This window comes from Halolactibacillus halophilus (assembly GCF_900115605.1).
Classification (GTDB): domain Bacteria; phylum Bacillota; class Bacilli; order Bacillales; family Amphibacillaceae; genus Halolactibacillus; species Halolactibacillus halophilus.
Map to the genome: position 1 here is coordinate 18,998 of NZ_FOXC01000025.1, position 21,955 is coordinate 40,952.

Annotated in this window: 24 protein-coding genes and 2 pseudogenes; 21 read left to right on the top strand and 5 right to left on the bottom strand. The window is 35.6% G+C overall.

What is annotated here, in order from left to right:
* Positions 1–27: 27 nt before the first annotated feature.
* The 3 genes and pseudogenes from BM098_RS09235 to BM098_RS13995 all read left to right on the top strand — a co-directional run.
* Positions 28–234, top strand: a pseudogene (locus tag BM098_RS09235) (transposase); the annotation flags it as partial.
* A gap of 970 nt (positions 235–1,204) precedes the next feature.
* Positions 1,205–1,606 carry a transposase gene (locus BM098_RS13755; protein ID WP_261766443.1) on the top strand — a complete coding sequence of 134 codons (402 nt, stop codon included), beginning with the start codon at positions 1,205–1,207 and terminating at the stop codon, positions 1,604–1,606.
* Positions 1,606–1,911 (top strand): hypothetical protein, encoded by a 306-nt coding sequence (locus tag BM098_RS13995; protein ID WP_089832636.1) that lies wholly within the window; start codon positions 1,606–1,608, stop codon positions 1,909–1,911. Before BM098_RS13755 ends, BM098_RS13995 begins: the two co-directional genes overlap by 1 nt.
* Positions 1,912–1,946: 35 nt before the next feature.
* Here BM098_RS13995 and BM098_RS13760 read toward each other — a convergent pair.
* A pseudogene (locus BM098_RS13760) lies at positions 1,947–2,087 on the bottom strand (cupin domain-containing protein); the annotation flags it as partial.
* 82 nt (positions 2,088–2,169) lie between these two features.
* On the opposite strand from BM098_RS13760, the gene BM098_RS09250 reads away from it, so the two are divergent.
* From BM098_RS09250 to BM098_RS09260, 3 genes are all read left to right on the top strand, one after another.
* Complete coding sequence (locus BM098_RS09250) at positions 2,170–3,177, top strand: tetratricopeptide repeat protein (protein WP_089832677.1); 1,008 nt, start codon at positions 2,170–2,172, stop codon at positions 3,175–3,177.
* Between the two features lie 52 nt (positions 3,178–3,229).
* Complete coding sequence (locus BM098_RS09255) at positions 3,230–3,820, top strand: hypothetical protein (RefSeq protein ID WP_089832638.1); 591 nt, start codon at positions 3,230–3,232, stop codon at positions 3,818–3,820.
* 305 nt (positions 3,821–4,125) lie between these two features.
* A complete protein-coding gene (locus tag BM098_RS09260; protein WP_089832640.1) occupies positions 4,126–4,761 on the top strand; it encodes an ECF transporter S component in 636 nt (211 codons plus the stop codon).
* Between the two features lie 96 nt (positions 4,762–4,857).
* Here the strand turns inward: BM098_RS09260 and BM098_RS09265 are convergent, their stop codons facing one another.
* Positions 4,858–5,670 carry a Cof-type HAD-IIB family hydrolase gene (locus BM098_RS09265; protein ID WP_089832679.1) on the bottom strand — a complete coding sequence of 271 codons (813 nt, stop codon included), beginning with the start codon at positions 5,668–5,670 and terminating at the stop codon, positions 4,858–4,860.
* Between the two features lie 228 nt (positions 5,671–5,898).
* Here BM098_RS09265 and BM098_RS09270 point away from each other — a divergent pair, with 228 nt between their 5' ends.
* Both BM098_RS09270 and BM098_RS09275 read left to right on the top strand, forming a co-directional pair.
* Complete coding sequence (locus BM098_RS09270; protein ID WP_089832642.1) at positions 5,899–6,774, top strand: radical SAM/SPASM domain-containing protein; 876 nt, start codon at positions 5,899–5,901, stop codon at positions 6,772–6,774.
* Positions 6,775–6,819: 45 nt separating this feature from the next.
* On the top strand, positions 6,820–7,506 hold the full coding sequence (locus BM098_RS09275) for an SDR family oxidoreductase (protein WP_234987471.1): 687 nt from the start codon (positions 6,820–6,822) through the stop codon (positions 7,504–7,506).
* An 86-nt stretch (positions 7,507–7,592) separates the two neighbouring features.
* Here the strand turns inward: BM098_RS09275 and BM098_RS09280 are convergent, their stop codons facing one another.
* A complete protein-coding gene (locus tag BM098_RS09280; RefSeq protein WP_089832646.1) occupies positions 7,593–7,835 on the bottom strand; it encodes a hypothetical protein in 243 nt (80 codons plus the stop codon).
* A gap of 236 nt (positions 7,836–8,071) precedes the next feature.
* Between BM098_RS09280 and BM098_RS09285 the strand changes: the two genes are divergently transcribed.
* From BM098_RS09285 to hpf, 13 genes are all read left to right on the top strand, one after another.
* Positions 8,072–8,743: a response regulator transcription factor gene (locus tag BM098_RS09285; RefSeq protein ID WP_089832647.1), complete on the top strand. Its 672-nt coding sequence runs from the start codon at positions 8,072–8,074 to the stop codon at positions 8,741–8,743.
* Entirely contained in the window at positions 8,743–10,062 is a 1,320-nt protein-coding gene (locus tag BM098_RS09290) for a sensor histidine kinase (RefSeq protein ID WP_089832649.1), read from the top strand. Before BM098_RS09285 ends, BM098_RS09290 begins: the two co-directional genes overlap by 1 nt.
* A gap of 49 nt (positions 10,063–10,111) precedes the next feature.
* Entirely contained in the window at positions 10,112–10,282 is a 171-nt protein-coding gene (locus tag BM098_RS13470; protein ID WP_234987472.1) for a hypothetical protein, read from the top strand.
* Positions 10,283–10,299: 17 nt separating this feature from the next.
* On the top strand, positions 10,300–10,965 hold the full coding sequence (locus BM098_RS09295) for a zinc metallopeptidase (RefSeq protein ID WP_234987473.1): 666 nt from the start codon (positions 10,300–10,302) through the stop codon (positions 10,963–10,965).
* A gap of 188 nt (positions 10,966–11,153) precedes the next feature.
* The gene (locus BM098_RS09300; RefSeq protein ID WP_089832653.1) at positions 11,154–11,831 is read left to right on the top strand and encodes a cobalamin B12-binding domain-containing protein; all 678 of its coding nucleotides are present in this window, start codon (positions 11,154–11,156) and stop codon (positions 11,829–11,831) included.
* A gap of 86 nt (positions 11,832–11,917) precedes the next feature.
* Positions 11,918–12,829, top strand: coding sequence for a GGDEF domain-containing protein (locus BM098_RS09305; RefSeq protein WP_089832654.1), 912 nt, complete (start codon positions 11,918–11,920; stop codon positions 12,827–12,829).
* Positions 12,830–13,120: 291 nt separating this feature from the next.
* Positions 13,121–14,215: an ABC transporter permease gene (locus BM098_RS09310; protein WP_089832656.1), complete on the top strand. Its 1,095-nt coding sequence runs from the start codon at positions 13,121–13,123 to the stop codon at positions 14,213–14,215.
* Positions 14,215–14,895, top strand: coding sequence for an ABC transporter ATP-binding protein (locus tag BM098_RS09315; protein WP_089832658.1), 681 nt, complete (start codon positions 14,215–14,217; stop codon positions 14,893–14,895). The genes BM098_RS09310 and BM098_RS09315 overlap by 1 nt, the downstream gene beginning before the upstream one ends.
* A 156-nt stretch (positions 14,896–15,051) precedes the next feature.
* Entirely contained in the window at positions 15,052–15,462 is a 411-nt protein-coding gene (gene flaG / locus BM098_RS09320; protein WP_234987474.1) for a flagellar protein FlaG, read from the top strand.
* Between the two features lie 14 nt (positions 15,463–15,476).
* Positions 15,477–16,988 carry a flagellar hook-associated protein 2 gene (locus BM098_RS09325; protein ID WP_089832662.1) on the top strand — a complete coding sequence of 504 codons (1,512 nt, stop codon included), beginning with the start codon at positions 15,477–15,479 and terminating at the stop codon, positions 16,986–16,988.
* A 40-nt stretch (positions 16,989–17,028) separates the two neighbouring features.
* Positions 17,029–17,424 (top strand): flagellar export chaperone FliS, encoded by a 396-nt coding sequence (gene fliS, locus BM098_RS09330; RefSeq protein ID WP_089832664.1) that lies wholly within the window; start codon positions 17,029–17,031, stop codon positions 17,422–17,424.
* The gene (locus BM098_RS09335; RefSeq protein WP_089832666.1) at positions 17,424–17,777 is read left to right on the top strand and encodes a flagellar protein FliT; all 354 of its coding nucleotides are present in this window, start codon (positions 17,424–17,426) and stop codon (positions 17,775–17,777) included. Before fliS ends, BM098_RS09335 begins: the two co-directional genes overlap by 1 nt.
* A 216-nt stretch (positions 17,778–17,993) precedes the next feature.
* The gene (gene hpf / locus BM098_RS09340; RefSeq protein ID WP_089832668.1) at positions 17,994–18,548 is read left to right on the top strand and encodes a ribosome hibernation-promoting factor, HPF/YfiA family; all 555 of its coding nucleotides are present in this window, start codon (positions 17,994–17,996) and stop codon (positions 18,546–18,548) included.
* Between the two features lie 489 nt (positions 18,549–19,037).
* Here the strand turns inward: hpf and BM098_RS09345 are convergent, their stop codons facing one another.
* Together BM098_RS09345 and proC are read right to left on the bottom strand one after the other, a co-directional pair.
* A complete protein-coding gene (locus tag BM098_RS09345; RefSeq protein ID WP_089832670.1) occupies positions 19,038–19,829 on the bottom strand; it encodes an aspartate dehydrogenase domain-containing protein in 792 nt (263 codons plus the stop codon).
* 117 nt (positions 19,830–19,946) lie between these two features.
* Positions 19,947–20,747 (bottom strand): pyrroline-5-carboxylate reductase, encoded by an 801-nt coding sequence (gene proC / locus BM098_RS09350; protein WP_089832672.1) that lies wholly within the window; start codon positions 20,745–20,747, stop codon positions 19,947–19,949.
* Between the last annotated feature and the right edge of the window lie 1,208 nt (positions 20,748–21,955).

Sequence of the window (21,955 nt, forward strand, 5' to 3'; positions counted from 1 at the left end):
TGAATCATTAAGGTGCACACGACCTAAAGAATATGGAAAACTATTTCTAAACGTCGCAGTTCTGTTGAAAGAGTAAATGGCTATCTTAAGGATTTTTTCCAGCTCAATAATGTTCATTACCGTACAGGAAAACGTGCAAAAGCTCACTTTGATTTAGTGACGCTTATTTATAATGCATCAAAACTAGCAGCAGATTGTTTAGGCTCATTCCTAAAGCAATATCAAATAGCATAAAAATTTTTTAAGACAAATATTGAAATTCTGGTCGTGTTTGATTTTTTAAAAAGAGTAATTATGAAATTGATTCACTTATATTTTCTTTTGTTAATGAAAAATTAGCAAAAGGCAACAATAAATATTCAATAGTTATTGATCTATACCTTTTTAGTTTTTAGTTATTTAAAAAGAATAACAGGTAAAATAATATAACAAAAGCGACGACATATAAAAATACTATAAACAAAAAAATAAATAACAAAAATACGAAATTTATATAATATTTTTGTTTTAGATAAAAACTTAAAAATAAGCTACTAAAACTAGCTGATACAAGCAGCCATATTAACAGATCATCAGTTTTTATAGGTCCTATAAAAAAAAGGGTCAGTGTTACTATTAAAAAAAATAGACTCAGACTCAAAAAAGGGTTAAATATTCTCATTAAAACCACTCCAAATTAAGATAGTTGCTGCCTAAAAATACAAAGTAATAACATTTATGGAAATGTTAAACAAAAATCCGTGTCTCCATTTTACTTGGAGAGTTGGTAATGGTGGGGTGTAGGATTCATGAAATTATTATTTCCTTCTTTTCATCACCATTATTATGCCGATTTCTTATTTTATTTGCATATATTTCCAATAATAACATTATTTAATATCATCGTCAAGAACTTTTGGTTTCGGGAGTTTGACACCTCATTTCTCTAAAAACTCGCTTAGGCTTTGGCACGGCTTATTTTTTATGATGAATTTTTAATTTTATATTGAGTACTATATTATAATAAGTGTAACAAACACTGAAACGAGGCGTTGATGATGCGTATTAAAAAAGTGTTTCTAAAAATTCTGTTCCCTATTCGGTCATTGAAAACAATGGCAAATCGACCACACGCGTTACAGAAGCTTTTAAAGAGGATTGTGACCATGATTTTGCTGTTTCTCCAACAACGGTTCAACATGAAATTAATAAGTCGAGTCAAGAGATTCAAACGTATGATCGGACGTTACCTGAGAACCTTTCTTTTGATGAATTTAAGGTCGCTATAGAACAGATAACTTTTATCTATATTGATTTGGCTTCTGGTGATCTCTTAGATATACTCCCACAACGTGATAGGCGCACGATTCGCAACCACTTTACGACGTATTTTACTTTTAAACAGCACAAGAGAGTCAAGACGGTGACGATTGATATGAATGCGAGTTATCAAGGCGTGATTAAGGACCTGTTTCCTAATGCTAAAATCATTATCGATTCCTTTCACATCGTACAATTGATGACGCGAGTAATGAACAAAACGCGTGTAATAATTATCCGAGCATTCAACACATCAAACGGCGAAGACAAAAGAAATACCGTCGGCTCAAGCGATACTGGCGATTAATGTTAAAACCTAGCGAGGACCTTTCAAGTACAGAGTATAAGCACTATACCATGTTCGGGCAACTGCTATCTAAATCTGTTGTGGATACTATGTTAGCGTATTCTGATGAACTAAAAGCAAACCATAACTTAATCCAACAATTATTTAAAACTTTTGATGGTAGGAATTATGACGATATCGAAGAGATCGTGAAGGGAAAACTGGACGATAATATTTTTAGTTATATGAAAACGAGTATAAAGACGTTAAAGAACATTTACCCAACATCCAAAACAGTGTTGAAATTTCTCGTCAACACTATTTGATAAATAACCTTAATTTTGTAAGTTTTACATATAATAACATTTAAATGAATTTCTAAACCAATACCCTCACCAACATCGATACTTATCAATGTTATTTGAAGTCGCTTATCAGTCTATAAAACGGTCTGAAGTGTTTGATTTTGTCTGATTGCCTGGTTGATTTTTATCACGAAGGGATAGCGTGTCATGAAAACGACTGTTATTAACCCGTGAATTATGCAATACTTTAAGTAGATTTGGAGAAGAAAGGTGTTAGATATGGATTCAAAACAATTATTACTAAAAAATGGATACAAAGAAGTGGTAAAATTACTCAATCATTTAACGTTAAGCTCTAATTTTAGTAAAGATTTACGGGCTATTTTTAAAATCTGTGTGACTTCCCCAGAAGATCTTTCGGATAATATTTATATTCTATATAGACAGTTAATGAATCTTGAAACATTTGACGAACACTATACTGAGCTGATTGTTCGTGACTTAAATACTGTCCTTTTAGAAATGTTGAACTCAAACAATGCATCAGTCAATTTATATTTAAGTAATGACCAAGAGGAAAAAGCAATAGCATTATATCAACAAGCGGTAAATGGTCATGCGGATGCACAAGTAGCCCTCGCTCATTTTTATAAATCGATTGATTGTGACAAATGGGCATTTAATTGGTTTAAACATGCAGCTGAACTTGGAAATGCGGAAGCTTTTTACTGGTTAGGAAATGAGTACTTTGTCGGTCAAGTCGTCGATCATAATCTTGAAGAAACGTTCCTTAACTATAAAAAAGCAGCTGAATTGGGACATGGAGATGCCTTGAATAATTATGCGGATATGTACTTACGAGGTGAGTACGTAGAAAAAGATGAAGAAAAGGCGCTTAAGATTTTTAAACAAGCTGCTGATGAAGGTGTGCCAGAAGCAATGTATACGTTAGGTTATATGTATGAGAATGGCGTCGGTACAGAGATAAATCCTGTTCTATCAAGAGAGTGGTTTATTAAATCGGCGCATCATGGTGATGATTTTGCGGCGAATAAATTGGGTCACGAAGCGATTGAATTAGGGAAGAGTATAGAAGCCCTTACCTGGTATCAACTTGCAGCTGAACGCGGCGATTCATATGGTGAATATAATTTGGGTCATTGCTATGAAAATGGGATTGGCACGCAGGTTAATATGAAAAAAGCTAAGTATTGGTATCGTCTTGCTGCACTAAAAGGGGATCGACAGGCAAAAGATCGAATAAAAGTGATTGAAAAGTTATTGTGAATACTTAACCTAATGACAAATGCCACTGTGATTTTTGAGAGGAGAAGTTTTGATGAGACGATCTAATGAGAACCCGCAAGAAAATCAAACAGTCAAGAAAACAGCATCACAGATCCTATTACTTTCAATTTTTGCGATTATAATTTTGTTAGGCGGCTATATGACTATAAAGTTCCTAGATGTCGATAATAATGAGGGCCGTGAAACAGCTTTAAAAGAGCTACTTACTATCCAGTTTTCAACGGCAGATAAGATGCTGATTCAAGCATTAGAATCACCTGATAGTCATATGATTATTGATGATCATGGAAACATCGAGTTAACAAATGATACGCCACTTAATCAATATTTAGACGAACATTACCACATCCTTCTTGCTGATAGTTATTATGAAGAATATATTACAAAGTATCTTCTTACCTATCCAGTCCTTTCCTATTATAATGAGATTGACTTAAACATCAGTAACATAACGATTGAAAAGCAAGAAGCAGAAGGGGATTACCGTTTTACCGTTCATATAGATGACGGTGTTAATCAACAAGGTGAATTAACAGGTCGGGCACATGTAACAGCTGATAAAAAAATTGATTATCTAGATATAACGACAGATGACACATTCTTCTTGAACGGTTTATATTAATTTTAAAATGATTTTAAGATTAATCATTAGCAATCTCTTTACTTTGCATTATGTTCAATCTCTTATCATAAAATGGGTGCATTGTTTGTTGGCCTCAAGGTATCACATTCGCATTAATTTTAAAAAATATGCACGGAATACAAGATAAGAGAATTGTTAGGTTCAGAGTGAACAAATATAAAGAATTTGTTTCAATAAAGAGTTGATTAATTTTCAAATTCCATTAAAATAAGTAGAGGATGTCTCCAGTCAAGACAACTGTCAAATTGAATGGGACAATGAGTTTTGTTAAAGGGGTGAACAATATGAATATTAAGCAATTTACATTGACCGCTATTTTTCTATCTATTATTTTACTTTTTGCCTTTACACCGATTGGTTTTATTCATTTAGGTGTAATAAAAGCAACCTTGATTCATATTCCAGTCATTATTGGTTCTATTATCCTTGGACCTAAAATCGGAGCATTTTTAGGTTTAGCGTTTGGGACAACAAGTGTGATTAACAATACACTAGCACCGACACTGCTTTCATTTGCTTTCTCACCAGCTATTCCAGTACTAGGAACTGATCGAGGAAGTTTTATGGCACTAGTAGTAGCCATTCTCCCGAGGGTGATTATTGGTATCTTACCGTATTTCTTTGTGAAAGGTTTTAATAAACTTATTACCTTAAAGAAGATCAAAGAAAAAACAAGTTTATTTTTAACAGGACTTGTAACAACAATTATTCATACCTTTTTAGTCATGGGCGCGATTGCGGTTGTCTTTTATGATGCGTATGCACAAGCGATTGATGTCTCATCTGTTAGTGGGGTTATTGTGGCTGTTTTTACTGTCTTTTTGTCTAATGGTATTGGAGAGTCGATTGTTGCTGCTTTTATCGTGATGACGGTCGTGCCACCACTGCTTAAAATTTCAGATCAATCAAAATCAAAATAAACAAGTTAATCATGAAAAAGTGCCCGTTAACTCATTGAACAGTGTCAATGGTTAACGGGCACTTTTATAGTCAGGTGTTTAAATCATTGTTAATTTTTAAACTTCGCCGAAAATGAATTTTCCAACAACGTGAGCGACGCCATCTTCCATATTGGATTTTGTCACGTAGTCACTGATTGCTTTAATGTCCTCAGGTGCATTCCCCATCGCCACACCAAGACCAGCAAATTCAATCATAGATTGGTCGTTATAGCTATCGCCAATCGCAATCACTTCTTCACGTTTAATTCCTAATTGTTTAATTAAGTGATCAATCGTGGTGCCTTTTGTTATACCTTTTTCTGTGAATTCTAAGAAATAAGGTTTTGAACGAAGGACACTGAAACGTTCAGATAGTTCTTGCTGCAGTCTTTTTTCTAATGGTTTTAATTTCTCCGGAGCTTCTACCATCAATACTTTCACCGGAGGTACTGGTACGGCTTTTACAAAATCATCGACTACGGTGATTGGTAGACCTGTAATGTCAGCTTCGATGGTTGTATATTTATTATTTTTTTCCGTAATAATGTTGTCACCAACATATGTATGAATAAAGACTTGCTCTTTTTCACTTAAGTTTTTTAAGAAACGTACATCGTCTAAAGTTAACGTACTAGAGAAGATATCTTCATTTGTTTGACAATTCGTAATCCGTCCACCGTTAAATGATAATAAGTAACTTCCGTAATCAGGCAAATGTAACTCATCACCTAAATCGCGCATCGCATACGTTGGTCGCCCAGACGCAAGGACAACTTTAACGCCAGCATCTTGTGCTTTAAATAACATCTCTTTTGTGTGTGGTGAAATCGTGTGGTCATCTCTTAGTAAGGTGTCATCTAAATCTAATACAATCATTTTATAAGTCATTGTGTTATTCGCCCTAAACAAGCGGCATCCCCCTTTATTGTTGATAGTTCCCATTCTACTAGAAACTCATGACGAATGGTAGAGTCTATCAACAGATTAAAGCCTAATTGTTCACAAAAACACCGTGAATCACAGTGTTAAATCCTTTATAATGAATAAGAACAAAGATGTTAGCGGAAGAATTTAAAACAGATAAGTATGAATACATCATAGAATAGGATGAGTTTATTGCCACGATTTAAAAAGTTTTATCTAGAGATTACCAGTGTGTGTAATTTAGCGTGTACATTTTGTCCGGAAACATTACGTCCTAAAGCGTTTATTTCAACAGATACATTTAAACAACGTCTAGAAGCTATCAGACCTTACACTGATTATTTAAACTTTCATGTGAAGGGCGAGCCGCTTCTACATCCCAAACTCAGTGAGTTATTACAACTTAGTCATCAGTTCGGCTTTAAAGTCAATATTACGACGAATGGAACGTTGATTAAAAAGAAACAGCAACATTTGCTTAATCAGCCAGCACTCAGACAGCTCAATTTTTCATTGCATAGCTTTGAAGGTCAACCATTTAAGATTGATGGAGACAAGTATTTAGAGGATATCTTAACGTTTGTGACAACGTTAAAAGAAACAAGTGAGACAATTGTCTCGTTTCGGCTGTGGAACTTAAAGAAAGATGAAGAAACTGAAGCCATCCGTCAGTCTAACGCAAATATTCTCCGTCGTCTAGAAGAGACATTTAACGTGACAGAGCCTTTAATAGACCGGTTATCACCGACACAAGGGATTAAACTAGCAGAAGGGGTCTATTTAAATCAAGACTATCAATTCACCTGGCCATCACTTGATGAAATAGAAGACGATGGGGTTGGTTTTTGTCACGGTTTACGTAATCAAGTGGGTATTTTAACTGATGGGACCGTCATACCTTGTTGTTTAGACGGAGAAGGTGTGATTAACTTAGGTAATGTGGATGACACAGCCTTTGGTGAGATTATCACCAATGAACGTAGTACCAACATCATTGATGGGTTCTCAAGGCGCGAAGCAATAGAAGAGCTATGTCGTAAGTGCGGGTATCGTAAACGCTTCGGGTGAGGATGTTTTAATCCTTTCTATAACGGTAATAGTACATATTAGACGATGACTTTTAGAAAGGATGATTCGATGAAAGTACTAGTAGTAGGAGCAAACGGTCAAGTTGGTCAACATGTTGTTGATCAGTTACACGCCGCACCAAATGTCACTGTTAGAGCGATGGTGAGAAAAGAAGACCAACAAAAAGCATTATTACAACGTGGTATTGATGCCGTGTGTATTGATTTAGAAGACGATATTGCAAATATTAAACGCGCCTATCAAGATATTGATGCTGTTATCTTTACAGCTGGTTCAGGTCCGAATACTGGCGCAGATAAAACAGTGACAATTGATTTAGATGGGGCGGTTAAAACAATCGAAGCTGCAAGACAAGCAGGCGTTAAACGTTACGTCATGGTCAGCTCATTTGATACGACCCGTAAAGCAATTCAAGCGGCACCTGAAGGTTTTAAACCGTATGTCATTGCAAAGCACTTTGCTGATGATTGGTTGCGCAGAAGCGGCTTAGATTATACTATTGTTCATCCTGGTCGACTCACAAATGATGAAGGAACGAACCAAGTACAAATTGAGGAAACAGTCGATGCAGGTGACATATCAAGAGGAGATGTTGCGACTGTTCTTGTTGAGACGGTTCAAAACGATCATTTAATTGGTCGAGAGTTTCAAGTTATTGGTGGTAAGACAGCGATTAAAGATGCAGTAAAAACGTTTAAATACAGTGTTTAAAAAAGACAGCCATACCTGAATAAAACAGACAAAAAAGCATGCGTTTGTAGCGCATGCTTTTATCTTTTTATAGTAAGCTAATTATTTTAGCAACAAACTTCTTCATCATTCATATCAACAAGAGGTGTTTCAAAGTCACCGGCTTTGATTTGGTCAATCAGCGATGTGACATAACTTTTTATATTTTGAGATTGGTTGTCAATGTCAGATAGATTAAAATAGATAAAACCTTTATCATGATCAAGACAAGCAATCGCAATGTCATCTTCCAGTACTTTTGTTGTTACAATTCGACAAGATTTCCCCTTCGGTGCCAATTCAGTTCCCAAAAGAAATACCCCCTTCATTTTTAGTCGTTATTAGTGTAGCACAAACACGTGTGGATGTTTAGTACCTCAGTCATACTTTCTTTGTATGGCTTTTATTCATTTTTGCGATGAAGAGGTATGTTAGTGTTTTAAGTGACAGGTTAAGAGCGTATCCGCTATACTAGGTTATGTGTAAAAATTAAAAAGTATCCAATATAAAATGACACTATTTTAACAGTGAGGAAAGGGATTTTAGCATGATAACTATTCTTGTGGCCGATGATGATCAACACATTAGACAATTGATTCGCTTATATTTAGAAAAAGAAAATTTTCATGTGCTTGAAGCGATAGATGGTGAAGAAGCGCTTAACAAGTTTGAACAAAACCGTATTGACCTAGCAGTCATCGATGTGATGATGCCACGTGTGAACGGGATAGAACTCATTGAATCGATTCGTCTATTTAGCGATTTGCCGATTTTATTAGTAACGGCCAAAGGAGAATCGGATGATAAAGTGATTGGTTTTGAAGTTGGGACAGATGATTATTTAGTGAAACCGTTTGATCCAATAGAACTTGTCTTACGTGTAAAAGCTTTGCTTAAACGCCATCATGTTCTACATGATAAAAAATTAGAAGTGAATAAGACATCACTCGATTTAGAACAACTGACCGTGACGACAGAACAATCTGTCATTCAACTGAAGAAAAAAGAAATGGCCCTACTTTTTACTTTAGCAGAAGAAAAAGGGCGCATTTTAACCCGACAACAACTGCTTGATAAAGTCTGGGGATATGATTATGACGGGGATGAGCGTACTGTAGATGTTCATATTAAACGTTTAAGAGAAAAGCTCCACAACCTTCAATCCTTTAAAATTGTAACTGTTAGAGGACTCGGTTATCAGCTAAAGGATGGTTTTTAATGCGCGAACATCTTTATTGGAAATTTGTTTTAACGTTTCTTATCGGTGTCTTGGGTAGTTTAATCTTGTCCTACTATATCACAACAAGAATTGCAGGAGATGTGGCTGATTATGAGGATGAGTTATCGGAAATAAAGCAAGGGGTCATTCATGTGTATCAATTAGCTGGTGATGAGGATAAGGAAAAAATCATTCCAATATTAACTGATTTAGGAATCGATGCCACCGTGCAAAGTGTAGATGGCTTATCACACGCTTTAACAGCATCAGAAATTAACCAATTGCTTACGGAAACAACCGACGATCATTTCGTCATAAAGGATATTCAAAGGTTAACGAAAGATATGTACATGATGATTGATCCTGAAATAGGGGAAGTACTACACGTCCATATCGATCTATCAGATGATTTAGCGAACCGGCGTCAACTTATGATCCGAACGCTTATGTTTGTATTAGTAAGCGGTAGTATTTTTATCTTATTTGCTTCGCGCTACTTTGTGAAGAGCATCAAAAAGTTAACAGTTGCCGCAAAAGAAGTGACCCGAGGAAATTTTGATGTTGACTTAAAAACAGAAAGAGAAGATGAGATTGGTCAATTAATGGTATCTTTTGATGAGATGATTCAGACATTGAAATCAACTGATGAGTCAAGAAAAGCTTTTGTTTCTAATGTCTCTCATGAAATCCAATCACCTCTAACATCAATTAAAGGCAACACAAAAGCAATTCAAGATGGGGTTATTCACCCAGAAGATGAGGCGAAATATTTGGCGATCATATATCAAGAAACAGATCGTCTCTCGCGCTTATCAACGCATTTGTTAAAGTTACAAAGTTTAGATGATGACCACTTTACATTAAATAAACAAACGTATCGCCTGGATGAACAAATTAGGTCAATTATTTTAACAACCGCACCACTGTGGCAAGCCAAAGATTTGATGGTTAATGTTGATTTAGAGCCGCTCAGTTTAGAATTAGATGAAGACCTTATGGAGCTGGTTTGGATTAACTTAATAACCAATGCAATTAAGTTTACTGATGTAGGTGGTACGATTGATATCAACTATTATTTAGAACATGACCGCCGCGTGATTCGTATTCATGATACTGGGCGCGGGATCCCTGAAGACAAGCTCCCGTATATTTTTGACCGCTTCTACAAAGTTGATGATGCCCGTTCAGAAAAAAATGCAGGCAGTGGACTCGGTCTATCGATTGTCAAAAAAATTATTCATTTACATGACGGTGACATTCACGTTGTTAGTGATCACCATCAAGGCACAACCTTTTTTGTACGACTTAAAAAATATTAATGGGTTCATATTCAGTTCACATTGTTGAGGTATACTATCCTTAGTAACGATGAAAGGAAGATGCCAGATGTGTGACGAGACGATTCAACAAACACAATTATTAAGAGGCTTTACGATTCAGCCATCAAAATTAGAACGTTTGATGCATCAATTAAAGACATTAGGTGTAAAAGCAGAGATTGTAACATATAAAAATAAAGCAAAAGGACGTGACAAATAATGTTTTTCTTCCACCCCATGGATTTCTTAATATTCATCGCTTTTGGTATTGCGATGTGGGCACAATCAAAAGTGAAAGGAAACTTTTATAAATACAGTCGGGTGCAAGCATCGGCACAATTAACTGGTGTTCAAGTCGCTCGACGTATTTTAGATAAGCACGGTTTATATGATGTCACAATTGAACGATCAAATCGAGGTGATTTATCCGACCATTACGACCCACGTTCAAAAACAGTGAGGTTATCGGGTCCAATTTATAGTGGTGCTTCTGTTTCATCATTAGCTATTGCGGCACACGAGGTTGGCCATGCGATTCAGCATGCGGAGAGTTATAGTATGTTGAAGTTTCGTTCAGCTTTGTTTCCGGCGGCAAATATCGGTTCAAGAATGGCACCGTGGCTATTGATCCTTGGTTTCTTTACATTTGAGCCATTGATTGGTGTTGGGATTGGCTTATTCTCAGCCGCTGTGTTATTTCAACTGGTGACGCTACCGGTCGAGTATGATGCCTCTCACCGGGCGAAAGTGGAGTTAGAAGAATTGAACTTCGTTTCACCACAAGAAAAAGTAGGCGTTGGTAAAGTATTAAATGCCGCAGCTCTAACGTATGTGGCATCAGCCGCCATTGCTGTGTTACAATTACTTAAATTTATTATGATTTTTGCAGGTAGTGATGATTAATTTTTAAAGACACTCCAGATGATAGTATTAAATTATCGGGAGTGTTTTTTTATATACATTTTTACATGTTGAGGCAGTTCGTTTTAGTCGAACTAAAAGAGGGAATAGACTTAAGTAATATGACATATTAACTATGAGGGTTGAAATGTTGTTTTTTGTTATATAATAGAAATAAAGTGGTGAAGAAGATGAAAGCCATGTCCGCGTTAGAAGTAGTCAGAGAAAAATACACAAATGCGTTATTGAATGGTCATACGCGGGAAGCTTATGACATTATTAAAGAAGCTTTAAGTAATCAATATTCCCTAATCGATGTCTACACAGTGATTACAGATGCGATGTACAGCACTGGTGACTTGTGGGAGACAAATGATATTTCAATTGTGCAAGAACATGTGGCAACAGCTATTACCCAATTTGTTCTGACCCAAATTAGTGCTGAGTCAGTAAAATCGTTTCAAATGGACAGTAAGAAAGCGGCTGTCTTTTCGGTTGAATCAAATACACATTATCTCGGAATACAAATGATTAAAAATCTCTTTAATATTTATCAAATGCAAACGTTTGAGTTTGGACCGAATGTTCCTAACAGTGATCTCATTGAACGTATTCAAGCGCTTAATATTGATGTTGTCGCTTATTCAGTCACAATGACAGAACATATTGATAAAGCAGTAGAATTAAGTGAAACACTAAAAATGTTAGACCCAGAAACACGTCCAATCGTTATAGTAGGTGGGTATGCGTTTCACTGTGATGAAACGTTACTCAAACAAGTGTTTTACGACCATTATTTTAAAACGATTAAAGACTTGAGTGGTTGGTTAGAAGAAGGAAAAGAATTTATAAAGCATACAACAGCATAAATTTCGATTTATGTTTAGAATGATTCAATAGTAAATGAATGAAGTAAACGCAAGGCGTTTTAATGATTGTTTAGGTGGTGCAACCAATGGGGGGAAGAGAAGCGGAGAGCTTTTTACAAGCGATTAGTGCAGTGGACGTGACAGGGGTCTGTGTCAATACGAATGGAGAGATTCTTTATGCGTTTGGTAAGGACATTAAAGTGTCACCAGACCAAACGTTGATATTTGATAGTGTTGATAATTACTCTAAGAAGCGGCTTAATAACATTCTTGATGAAAATAAATCATTAGGTACAACTGATATCTATTTGAAAGTACCAGGTGAAAAAGCGCGTGCCTATTTTTTAAAGTATGTAAAAAATGACGACGGTTATTGGCTTATTTTTATCCCATATCCAGATCAATATAGAAAAATGGTAGAAAACATGTTTAATGCCAATTCAGAATTAACCCGATTATTCGAAGAAAAACTGAGTTTAGAGATGGAATTGAAAATAAAAGTAAATGAACTGAAAGCCATGAGTATTACCGATCCTTTAACAAAACTCTATAACAGACAATTTTTTTATGAATATCTTGAAGAATTAGTTAAAGAAGCATCATGGCAGGCTGTGACCTTAATTATGGTGGATTTTAACGATTTTAAACAAGTCAACGATAAGTTTGGACATAAGGCAGGTGATACACTTCTGATTAACTTCGCGGATATGATAAGAAAATATTGTCATAAAGGCTTTCGCTTCGGTGGAGATGAGTTTGTGATTGTCTCATTAGATAAAGATGAAGCAGCCATCCATCAACATTTAGATTCCATAAATGAAGCGTTCAAACATAAGACAAAGATTGTGACACTCTCGTATGGGATGGCCCGAATTAGTCAAGATCAAAAGCAGCAACTAACTGATAAAATTTTTGTGGATGAGTTATTAAAAGAGGCAGATAAGAGGATGTATCAATATAAACGGGAAATTAAAAAGAGTCGAGAGAGTTATAGATGAAAAGACATCACACGTAAATACAAACGAATCCGAACATGACGAAAAAATAGTCATGTTCGGATTTTTTAATCTTTAAACTAAGAATTCGTTCCATTTAGACATATACAAAGATACTGATGGAGAGTAAATCAGTATCTAAAACAGTTCTAATGACTTATTGGTCAATATAAATGACAAAAGTATAAGTGATTGAGGTTTTATAATTGCACTTTAAAAACTAAAAGGTTAAAATATTATACATAAAGATATTGCTCAATAACACACAAACGGGTTTTAAGGGAGGAAGATTTTATGTTTCACTTAGCGATAAAAGATATGCGTTTTTCTAAAGTAAAATACGGCTTGATCGCTTTAATTTTATTTTTGATCGCGTCACTTGTCTTAATTGTCAGTGGATTAGCCAGAGGTCTATCTGATGATAATATTTCCATGCTAGCTGAATCTGAAGCAACGGAATTTTATGTAAGTACAGACAGTGAAAATCAGTTAGACCAGTCCGGTTTTTTAATTGAAGATTTAGTTAATGACGTGCCGACAGAAGAAGGCTGGCAACCACTTATTACTCATCCGGTTCGCTTTGTGCACGAGGGAAAAGCGGATGAAAAGTTAGCGGCTACAATGATTCCAGTAGATAGAGACGCTAAATTATATCCAGGTGTGACCGGTGGAGAAGATTTAACAAACGACGCCTCACTTAACATTATTGTCGATCAAACGATGAAGGCCGATGGGGTGTCATTACAAGATACCCTTTATGATGAAGCAACAGATTTAACGTTTACCGTGGTAGGTTTTACTGAAGGACAAACATACCGACATACGCCTGTTGTTTACGTATCAGAAACAGTATTTTACGCTGAGGAGATCAGTCCGAATCAAGTAGCCAATACAGTCGTCATATTTGAAGGAAATGACACGTTAAAAGCTTCAATTGATAGCATATTAGAAGAAGGGGAATGGGTTGATAAAAGTGCGGTGATTGATGCGGTGCCAGGACATTCTTCAGAACAAATGTCACTGAATATGATGATTTTCTTCTTAATTGTTATTTCGGTCTTTGTGTTAGCTGCCTTCTTCTACATCATTACGATTCAGAAATTAAAACAGTTCGGAATTTTAAAAGCTATTGGTGCGAAGAACCGTTTCCTTATCGGTTCAACTTTAATGCAAGTGGTGATTCTTTCTGTATTTAGTCTCGGTATCTCGGTATTGTTTACCTACTCGATGACCTTTATCTTACCAGAAGGCATGCCATTTCATTTCAATTTAGGGACCATTAGTATGTATAGTGGTTTGATGTTTTTAGTTTCGATTTTAGGTGCGTTACTATCGAGTCGCCGAATCGTAAAAGTTGATCCACAACAAGCGATGGGAGGGGCTGAATAATGACATTACCATTAGAAGTTAAGCAAATAAATAAACGTTTTAAAGACGGTGAGACATATATTGATGTACTAAAAACCATTGATTTCAAAATCAAGAAAGGTGAATTTGTCGCCATTGTTGGTCCATCGGGTTCAGGTAAAAGTACGCTTCTTTCCATTATTGGTGCCCTTCTATCAACGGATGAGGGAAATGTATTGATTAATGGAAAAAGCGTTAAAAACTTAGATGAAAGCCAGCGGAGTGAAGTTAGATTGAATGATATCGGTTTTATTTTTCAAACAGCTGAACTTTTACCATACCTTCATGCGGAAGATCAATTAGATTTGGTCGCAAAGCTTAATAACATGGATAAAAAAGAACGAAAAGAGCGAGCAAAAGCATTGCTTACGGATGTAGGATTAGAAAAAAGACGCAAGCATTATCCGCATCAGTTGTCTGGTGGGGAAAAACAGCGAGTAGCTGTTGCGAGAGCCTTTATGAATGATCCGGCCCTTATCCTTGCCGATGAACCAACCGCGAGTCTAGATGAAGACAGGAGTCATGAGATTGTTTCGCTTATTAAGCAAGAAGTAAAAGCAAAAGATAAGGCCGCTATTATGGTGACGCACGATGAAAGTTTACTCACTTATTGTGACCGGGTCTTTCGCATGAAAGACCATCACCTAATTGAAGATAAGTAAGACAAATGGATGAGGGCTATGCTCTCATCTTTTCTTTTAAGAACTTTTTGCATAGCCGTGATTTAATATTTGACTGATGCTGCCGATATAATGGGTGAGAAGCGTTCGTGTAATTAAATGAGTTAAGGATGTTTAAAAAAATCTGCATACATATGTATGACAGCTAATAAAAAAGGAGTTGACATATCAATGGAAGTCAGTCGATTACAGTCGAGTCCTCCACGTACTGTTCAACCTAACGAAAATCATCAAACACGTCATGTTGAACAATCATTCGTGATTGAGACAGATACACATCAAGATGCAACTAAACATATGAAAGATAGAAAAGAGCAACCACTTGCAAGAGTTGAAATGGAAAGTATGGTTGATGGGATGAATAAGTTTTTAGAACCTTCAAAAACATCCATTAAATTTGAACTGCATGATAAGCTCGATCGGTATTATGTTAAAGTAGTTGATAGTGAAACAAAAGAACTTGTACGAGAAATTCCACCAGAAAAAATGCTGGATATGTACGCACAAATGGCAGAGTTTATGGGCTTTCTCGTCGATGAAAAAATATAAAAGAAGGTGATGTTATGCGTATTTCAGGATTCGCATCAGGTATGGATATAGACCAAATGGTCAAAGACTTAATGACAGCAGAACGGATGCCACTAAATCGTGTTGAAGCAGATAAAACACGTCTTGAGTGGACACGTGATGCTTACCGTGACTATAATGTCAAATTAAAAGAGTTAGATGACTCACTACTCGACATGCGTTTATCGAGTTCGTTAATGACGAAAGAGACGTCATCATCAAACAATGCGGTAACCGCAACAGCAACGTCTAGAGCCTCTAACGGTAGCTATAAAATGGAGGTAACAGAGCTTGCAACGTCAGCGATTAATGTAAGTCAGAATGTGTTAACTGCTACAGGTAAAGAGAAAATAAACCCTTTTCAAACAATTAAATCTCAAATAGAAGACCCTGATGGCAGTCGCTTAAATGGGGTTAGTACATTTGATGAAGTGAATGAACTAACATTCACAACTTCTAAAGGTGACTTCACTTATAATCTTACCGAAGATGATACCTTAGATACTATTTTGACTAAGATTACAAATGAAGATAATGGCGTTCGAGCATTCTATGATACCACTCAAGATAAGGTTATCATGGAGAGTGATATAGCAGGTGATAATCGTCCTGGTGAGAAAGAAATTGATTTTGCGGATGGTTCTGGGTTGTCTAAATTATTTGGGATGTCTTCTGCAGGTGAGATAGGTGGCACCGATGCAACCTTCAAATACAATGGTGTTGAATTAACCTCAAAAACAAACCAAACAACATTAAATGGTATTACCTTTACTTTTAATAATGTAACCGCAGATACACCAGCGTATGTCAATATTAGTGATGACACAGATGCTGCAGTTGATAAAATTGTGAAGTTTGTTGATCAATATAACTCGCTTGTAGATGAAGTAACAAGTAAGACAAGAGAAGAACGCTACAGTGATTATGATCCTTTAACATCTGAAGAAATGGAGTCAATGAGTGAGCGTGAAATAGAACTTTGGGAAGAAAAAGCCCGCAGTGGTTTGCTGAAAAACGACTCAATTTTGATGGATGGACTCTCAAAAATGCGCCAAGCATGGATGGGTTCTGTTGAATCTGATGGTAATTTTAAACACTTATCATCTATTGGTATTAGTACGACGAGTGACTACATGGATGGTGGAAAGCTTGTTATTGATGAAGATAAATTACGTGAGGCATTAAGAGATGATCCGACATCTGTGGATTCGCTCTTTACCAACAGTAGTGATGGTGCTGATCGTGGTATCTTTAATAAGTTAAACGATGCGATTGATCAAACGACGACTAGAATCAATGACAAAGCAGGACGTTCAACAAGCCAAATTCAACAGTATTCACTTGGTCGTGAATTACAAAACATGAATACACGGATTGATAACTTCAATCGTCGTCTTGTTCAAGTAGAAGATCGTTATTGGAGCCAGTTTACCGCGATGGAATCAGCAATTCAAAAAATGAATGAACAATCTAATTATATGTCTCAACAAATGATGGGCGGACAATAAGAAAGTTAAAGGTTTTAAATAGAGAGGATGTCATACTTATATGATGCAGCAACACCAAGCCTACAAAACAAACTCGGTAAATACCGCAACACCACAAGAATTAACCCTTATGTTGTATAATGGGTGTTTAAAGTTTATGAAACAGGCAAAAAAGGCGATGGAAGAAAAAGATATTCCATCGAAAAATAATAATATTCAACGTGCGCAAGACATTATTAGTGAGTTGATTATTACGCTTGATCATGATGCACCAATCGCCAAAGATATCTTGCCACTATATGAATTTATTAACCGTCGGTTAATTGATGCAAATATTAAAAATGATCCAGAAATTTTAATGGAAGCTTATACTTTGGTGGAAGATTTTAGAAACACTTGGAAAGAAGTTATGAAACAAGCGAAGACGATGCAATATTCACAGGGTGCGAAGGCCTAATGTCTAGATTGAATGAACTGGAACAGTTTACGACGACGTTCAAGGCGAAGTTAGAAGTACAATCTCAAAAAAAGAATAAAGAAGATTTGATTTATCTTGTGAATAAACATTTAGACGACCGTCAGAAATTATTAGATCAGTTAGCTGGTCCTTATTCTGATGAAGAAAAGCAGCAGTTAGAACGCATTTTAAAGGACGATCAAGCTATGCAAAATCTATTAGCTCAAGTGCTCGAGTCGATTCAAAATAATATGCGGCAAGCAAAAAAACAAAAAACATCTAATCAACAATATTTAAATCCTTATCAACAAGTGGCTACGAATGATGGCACGTATTGGGATAAGAAAAAATAGCATCAAATAGTACTCGATAGAGCCTTGTCTAGTTTTAAATAGACAAGGTTTTTGGGTTTTGATAATTATGGATGAAAATGTAATGTCAAGAAAGTCAGGGTATTAAAGGTTTTTTGAAAGAATATTAAAAACTTTAAAAAACTTTTACATTTCATGTTTATAAAATTTCACCCAGGGGTAATTATGAAGTATAGATATAGAAAGGAGGACACTTACATGAAATACAACATTCGAGGAGAAAATATTGAGGTGACTGGCGCAATAAAAAGCTATATCGAGAAAAAGGTGAGCAAATTAGAACGCTATTTTGAAACACCTCCCACATCAGATGTGAATGTGAATTTAAGTGTCTATAATGACGAACAAGAGATTGAGGTTACCATTCCGATGCCAAACCTTTTACTAAGAGCAGAGGAAAAGAACACTGACTTATATGCGGGGATAGATCTAGTCGTAGATAAGTTAGAGCGTCAAATCCGTAAATACAAAACTAAAATTAACAGAAAAACGCGTGCTAAGGGTGCGCCTAAACATATCTTTGCTGAGATGGAAAAAGATTTGTTAGCGAATGAACCTGAAGATGATGATGAAGGTATTGAAATCGTCCGTACGAAGCGATTTAATCTTAAACCGATGGACTCTGAAGAAGCCGTTTTACAAATGGATATGTTAGGACACAGTTTCTACGTATTCACTAACGCTGAATCAGGAGATACAAACGTTGTGTATCGTCGTCATGATGGTCGATACGGCTTAATTGAACCAAATTAAAATGAAACGAGCAATCTATATAAAGAAAAAAGACAGCCATGAGTGGGCTGTCTTTTTTCTTGTGCACATGACATAAGTGGAAAGTGACTACTCTAACCGAGGAGGCCTCTGTTTTAAATCAAAAACTTGTAGTGATATTAACCGAAAACGCTTTAGGAACGCTGAAAACGGGGAAGAAGCACATATATAATTGTAATATCTGATGATAAAATACTTAAATTAGCTGCGAGTAGGAAAGGGGATCGGATTAGCTCAAAAACACTCGCCCTTCAACGAGCACTATAAAATGAGCAATTTATTGAAGTGGGTATTAGAAATTTAACCCTTCGTTTAAAAACAAGTCAATGTAGCTTTGTATATAAATTAAAACGATATTATGGATCCGTTTTATACGGTGATGTGAGAGGTTGGTAGGTGATCGAATCACCTACCTCCTACTCAATTGTGGGTGAAAAAACGATAGAATGAAATTCCTTTATTTTAATTTAATTAAAAAACCACCGTTGATACAGCATTTTTAAGAATCGTAACTACGCTCCAACCTGCAATACTATAATCTTGCGACATAATGCTTAAATCTAGTTGAATATCATCGCCTGTGACTTCAATTCTATAATCATCGCCTGAGAAGTCCGGAGTTGCATCGATATGAAACGTCGTATTTTCAAGACCTGCACTGGCATTTGCTGTTGAAAAAATCACGTTAAATACATAGGGATACGCTTCTATAATATCTTTGGCTGATCCTGAGAAAACTCTTTCTTTTTTTGTAATCCCCATTAAATTTTCTTTGTAAAATGGAGTATTTTTTATGAAATTTGGTGATTTCTTAGAAGTTATCGTAACTTCTATAGGTGTTTTACTCATTAATGAGGCTGTTTGTAAAAGGCTATATGCTCCAGTTGCACCACCTGGTAAATATATTTTTACATCATTTTCTTCAGCTGTTATTTTAAGTTTTTCAAAGAATTTAGTATCCGCTAAAGGAGCAGCTGAAAGAATAATAATATTAGAACTACGACTTAATATGGTTTCGGCATAATCCACAACGGCTTGTCCCGCTGCCGCTTCTGGTACAAAGTCAGGTTTAAGATCCATTAGTTGATCGATAGTTGAACAAGCAGTTGCACCATACTGATGGGCAAACATTTTTGCACTTTCTGAATTTTTTGCTAAAACACCAACTAATTCATATTCTGGCAAAACACCATTGATTACAGCATCTGCTACAATTTTATTTAAATAGCCACATCCTAATAACGCTAAACGTTTTTTCTTCATTATATACTTCCTTTTTTATGTTTTATTATAATATTTTACTTAAATTGATAAACGATATCTGATGTAAATAATCAATTGCATGGGACATGAATAATATTTTAAGTTATTTATTGAAAATTATTCGCTTAGTTTTCCTTGTTCAATTGATTTTTTATAAACTGCCTGCATAGATTGGATAATGGCTGTTCTGAATCCAGTTTCTTCTAATTTCAGGATAGCTTGTATTGTTCCTCCACCTGGTGAAGTAACTGAATCTTTTAAAACCGCGGGGTGATCGCCAGTTTCTAATACCATTTGTGCTGCACCTTTTAATGCTTGTGCGGCGAGCTTATAGGAGACATCTCGGTTAAGACCAAAAGAAACGGCTGCATCTGCCATAGCTTCCATATAAACATAGGCATACGCTGGTGAGCTACCGGCAATGGTGATAAAGGCTTCGATATCTGTTTCATTTATCTTAATATATTTTCCAAATGAAGAGAATATATTTTTGACTTCCTCATGATTTTCTTCTGTAATTTCTCCTTCTCTAAAACTATAGGCTGTCATGCCTTCATTTACTAAAGCAGGTGTATTTGGCATCGTTCTCACTACTTTAGTGTCTTGTCCTAGAAAACCTTTAATTGACTGAATTGAAAATCCAGGAGCAATCGTCACAATGATGTGTTCATCCGTAATGAATGGTTTGATCTCTTTAAATACTTGTTTATAAACTTCAGGTTTAACGGCCAATATAACATATTTACCAAGATCAAAAATTTCTTTGACTGAGTCTACAACCTGAACTTTTTCCTGATCGATGTTCGCTATTTTTTTCTTATCAATATCATAAGCGTATACATCAGCATTTTCAGCTTTGACTAACCCATTGATCATGGCACTTCCCATATTTCCAATTCCTATAAATCCTATTTTCATTGTATATTCTCCTCGTATAATAAATTTATGGTTAAGATCTTGTTTTTGATCTTAACTCTCCAATCACTCATAAGTGATTGAGAATCTTCCTCATGGATAAAAAATTAGAAATTAATTCTTTTTAACGATTTCATAATAGTACTGTTACTCCGGGTTCTCCTTGTATAAAGAAGAAGTATATGGAAGCAAGTTGTAAATAATAAAAGACTTAATCTCATTGTAGCTAAACTACTTTTAAAACATGCTTACCCTCATAAAGTTGAAAATACAACCTCACAAGCCGAATAGCGTTGACCTGTCGTCTAATTAGATGTATGAATCTAATAGTGCTTAGCAGCTACAACAGTTACACGTTAAATTCAATAGTGTACAATCTTTTGTGTGAACAATCCTTTTTCTCAAAATAAACTAACATACTTTCTTGATTACGAATATTATGAGGTAAAAAGCATCAACTCGGGTAATTATCGTAACGGTGTCTTTGAACAACAGGCGGATGGTCGAGATAATGGTTCTTCTAGTACCATTCGCTTACGGATTGGTATAATGATAAGTTCTCAGGGGCGGCGGGGGGGACCCGCATCCCTGAGAACTTAGAAACAATCCCACGAGGTTGAGTGGCTACACTGTGGATGAGCGCTTAAATATAATTCTAATTTTATAGAGTAACTCTGGAACTACAATGGAAGGGTTTACAAAAAATCCATGACATAACAAAAATAACACTATTTTATATTAATGTCAATATTTAATAATTGGAATGTATACACGTACGTTTTTTAGCTGAATACTTCCAAATTAAACACATACAAAAAAGAAATCCCTCTTGTAAAATGTAAGCACTAAGCTAACATTTACGGAATGAAGCACCTCTCATAAATAATAATACCATGCTTAGAACATTAATTCAAAATTTTCATACAGAAGGACTTTAAACTATTCTAGAAGAATTCTAGTATAAAGAAAAAGTACGTAAGTACCCTGTCAATGTTATTCTAACTTATCTCATTTATCGCATTAAGGCGAGAAGACACCTTCCTCAAGTGCGTCAGCACTAGGTGGGTGATGAATCGTTTGTTTTGAATATTTTTGAAGTGACAAACATATATTCCGCATGGTATAATTAAATCGCTAACAATGACCGTCACAAAAAAAGAGAGGGTGTGTATCATGGGCATGAAGGCCATTTTTTCAAATCGCTTATATAA

Bases quoted from the DNA above. Each gene is read 5' to 3' on its own strand.
- BM098_RS13995 (WP_089832636.1), top strand. From the start codon at position 1,606: ATGTTAAAACCTAGCGAGGACCTTTCAAGTACAGAGTATAAGCACTAT.
- BM098_RS09250 (WP_089832677.1), top strand. From the start codon at position 2,170: ATGGATTCAAAACAATTATTACTAAAAAATGGATACAAAGAAGTGGTA.
- BM098_RS09255 (WP_089832638.1), top strand. From the start codon at position 3,230: ATGAGACGATCTAATGAGAACCCGCAAGAAAATCAAACAGTCAAGAAA.
- BM098_RS09260 (WP_089832640.1), top strand. From the start codon at position 4,126: ATGAATATTAAGCAATTTACATTGACCGCTATTTTTCTATCTATTATT.
- BM098_RS09265 (WP_089832679.1), bottom strand. From the start codon at position 5,670: ATGACTTATAAAATGATTGTATTAGATTTAGATGACACCTTACTAAGA.
- BM098_RS09275 (WP_234987471.1), top strand. From the start codon at position 6,820: ATGACTTTTAGAAAGGATGATTCGATGAAAGTACTAGTAGTAGGAGCA.
- BM098_RS09285 (WP_089832647.1), top strand. From the start codon at position 8,072: ATGATAACTATTCTTGTGGCCGATGATGATCAACACATTAGACAATTG.
- BM098_RS09290 (WP_089832649.1), top strand. From the start codon at position 8,743: ATGCGCGAACATCTTTATTGGAAATTTGTTTTAACGTTTCTTATCGGT.
- BM098_RS13470 (WP_234987472.1), top strand. From the start codon at position 10,112: ATGAAAGGAAGATGCCAGATGTGTGACGAGACGATTCAACAAACACAA.
- BM098_RS09295 (WP_234987473.1), top strand. From the start codon at position 10,300: ATGGATTTCTTAATATTCATCGCTTTTGGTATTGCGATGTGGGCACAA.
- BM098_RS09300 (WP_089832653.1), top strand. From the start codon at position 11,154: ATGAAAGCCATGTCCGCGTTAGAAGTAGTCAGAGAAAAATACACAAAT.
- BM098_RS09305 (WP_089832654.1), top strand. From the start codon at position 11,918: ATGGGGGGAAGAGAAGCGGAGAGCTTTTTACAAGCGATTAGTGCAGTG.
- BM098_RS09310 (WP_089832656.1), top strand. From the start codon at position 13,121: ATGTTTCACTTAGCGATAAAAGATATGCGTTTTTCTAAAGTAAAATAC.
- BM098_RS09315 (WP_089832658.1), top strand. From the start codon at position 14,215: ATGACATTACCATTAGAAGTTAAGCAAATAAATAAACGTTTTAAAGAC.
- flaG (WP_234987474.1), top strand. From the start codon at position 15,052: ATGACAGCTAATAAAAAAGGAGTTGACATATCAATGGAAGTCAGTCGA.
- BM098_RS09325 (WP_089832662.1), top strand. From the start codon at position 15,477: ATGCGTATTTCAGGATTCGCATCAGGTATGGATATAGACCAAATGGTC.
- fliS (WP_089832664.1), top strand. From the start codon at position 17,029: ATGATGCAGCAACACCAAGCCTACAAAACAAACTCGGTAAATACCGCA.
- BM098_RS09335 (WP_089832666.1), top strand. From the start codon at position 17,424: ATGTCTAGATTGAATGAACTGGAACAGTTTACGACGACGTTCAAGGCG.
- hpf (WP_089832668.1), top strand. From the start codon at position 17,994: ATGAAATACAACATTCGAGGAGAAAATATTGAGGTGACTGGCGCAATA.
- BM098_RS09345 (WP_089832670.1), bottom strand. From the start codon at position 19,829: ATGAAGAAAAAACGTTTAGCGTTATTAGGATGTGGCTATTTAAATAAA.
- proC (WP_089832672.1), bottom strand. From the start codon at position 20,747: ATGAAAATAGGATTTATAGGAATTGGAAATATGGGAAGTGCCATGATC.